Annotated in this window: 2 protein-coding genes; both read left to right on the top strand. The window is 63.9% G+C overall.

Going from position 1 to position 1,714, the window contains the following annotated elements; all coding sequences use genetic code 11:
* Positions 1-820 (top strand): transposase (locus AB0367_RS38720; protein WP_366231500.1); only part of this gene is annotated, 820 nt, incomplete at its 5' end.
* A gap of 315 nt (positions 821-1,135) precedes the next feature.
* Complete coding sequence (locus tag AB0367_RS38715) at positions 1,136-1,633, top strand: hypothetical protein (RefSeq protein WP_366231499.1); 498 nt, start codon at positions 1,136-1,138, stop codon at positions 1,631-1,633.
* Positions 1,634-1,714 lie beyond the last annotated feature (81 nt).

Genomic DNA, 1,714 nt, shown 5'->3' with positions numbered 1-1,714 from the left:
GTCGCCGCACGATCCGCAGGCCCGGTTCAGCCACAAGCCGGGCAAGGTCGAATGGGTCGGATACAAGGACCATCAGACCGAGACCTGCGACGAGGAACGGCCGAACCTCATCGTGCACGTCGTGACAACCCCGGCCCCGGATCAGGATGTCGGCGTCGTCGACGCGATCCATACCGCGCTGGTCGGGCAGCGTATGGCGCCGGCGGAGCACCTCGTCGACAGCGGCTACGTCACACCCGAAACGGTGCACCGGGCATCAACTGCGCACGGGATAGCGATTGTCGGGCCGGTCCGCCAGGACCCCCGTGCCGTCGAGCGGCCCGGCTTCGCCAAGGAAGACTTCCACGTCGACTGGCAAACCGAGACCGTGACGTGTCCGCAAGGGGCGGTCAGTCCACAGTGGAAACCTACGGTCGCGGATGGCAAACCCCGCCTGTCGGTGTTGTTCCGGCGAGCGGACTGCCGCGCCTGCACGGTCCGGCAGCAATGCACCGGCAACGTTGACGGCAAAGGCCGGCATCTGCTCCTACTGTCCGAGCCGTTGCAGGAGATCCAAACCCGGAACCGAGCACTACAGCAAACTCCCGAGTGGAAACGGCGCTATGCCCTGCGCGCCGGATGCGAGGCCACCGTCTCGGAAACCGTCCACGCCCACGGCCTACGCCACTGCCGATACCGCGGACTCGCCAAGACCCACGTCCAGCACGTCCTCACCGCCGCCGGCACGAACATCGTCCGACTCGCCCAACACGGACCAGGCCGACGTCGACGGCCACGAAGCCGCCTACAAGGACTCTTCCGCGCGCTGGCCGACGACTGACCTCAAGATCACCAACAGCATCCGGAAAGTGGGTCAGATCCAAACGGGCACCTGGCGCGAAATGTGTGATGGATCTTGAGTGATGAGTCATTGTCCGGCCGTGTGACGCCGTTGGACAGCTCTTTTCTCACCTCGTCTAAATCAGTGACCGTGACCTCGGCGCCGACGAGGTTGCGAGTCTCGCGCGACGGGGTGCAGACGCCGACAGGCCGCATGCGAGCAGAGCGATTGTCGTCGGCCGTTACAGTACGAGCGGGCATGTCTCAGCCCGACCAGTTACGTCACGCGCCTTGACGGGTGCGGTGGAGGTTGTTCGTGCAGTTTGTCCGGCTTCCGCGCGGCACGCATGTGCCGAGCGGCGCTCAGGTTCCCGCCCTTCCCGGTCTTGCTTACCTGATCGAAGATCGCTGGAACGACTATGGCTATGTTACTCAGTTCTACCTAATAGTGATCGATCAGGATGGTTCACCCCGGGATATCGGCAACGTGCGGATCGGCGGGTTCGGCGTTCCGATCAACTGGGATGCCGCTCCGAGCTTGCCGGAACGGTTCGAAAGACTCGACGCCGCGTTCTTCTCACTTGCCCGCGAAGCGACGTACTACGAGCGGCTACAGCGGCTGGGGCCTGATGTACGGGTCGATGTCCTCACCGCCCTCAACGACCTGGCCTACACGCCTGACCTGTTGGAAAGAGCTAGCCATGAGGAGGTCACCCAGACGTCGCTGCTGCGTGATCTCCCACTTGAGGTGGTCAGGGTCCAGTTCCACCGGGCTGCCATCGGCGGCGACCGGCTGTCTGAGCTTGTTGTTTAACCTTCGCGCTGCTTGCGAGCTTTGAGGGTCTTGTCTCGTTTGGTGGTCTTGCCGACGTCGTGGTGGGTGGCGCGTAGGCGG

Source organism: Dactylosporangium sp. NPDC051484 (assembly GCF_040689395.1).
Lineage (GTDB): Bacteria > Actinomycetota > Actinomycetes > Mycobacteriales > Micromonosporaceae > Dactylosporangium.
This window is presented reverse-complemented; position numbering and strand designations above follow the sequence as displayed.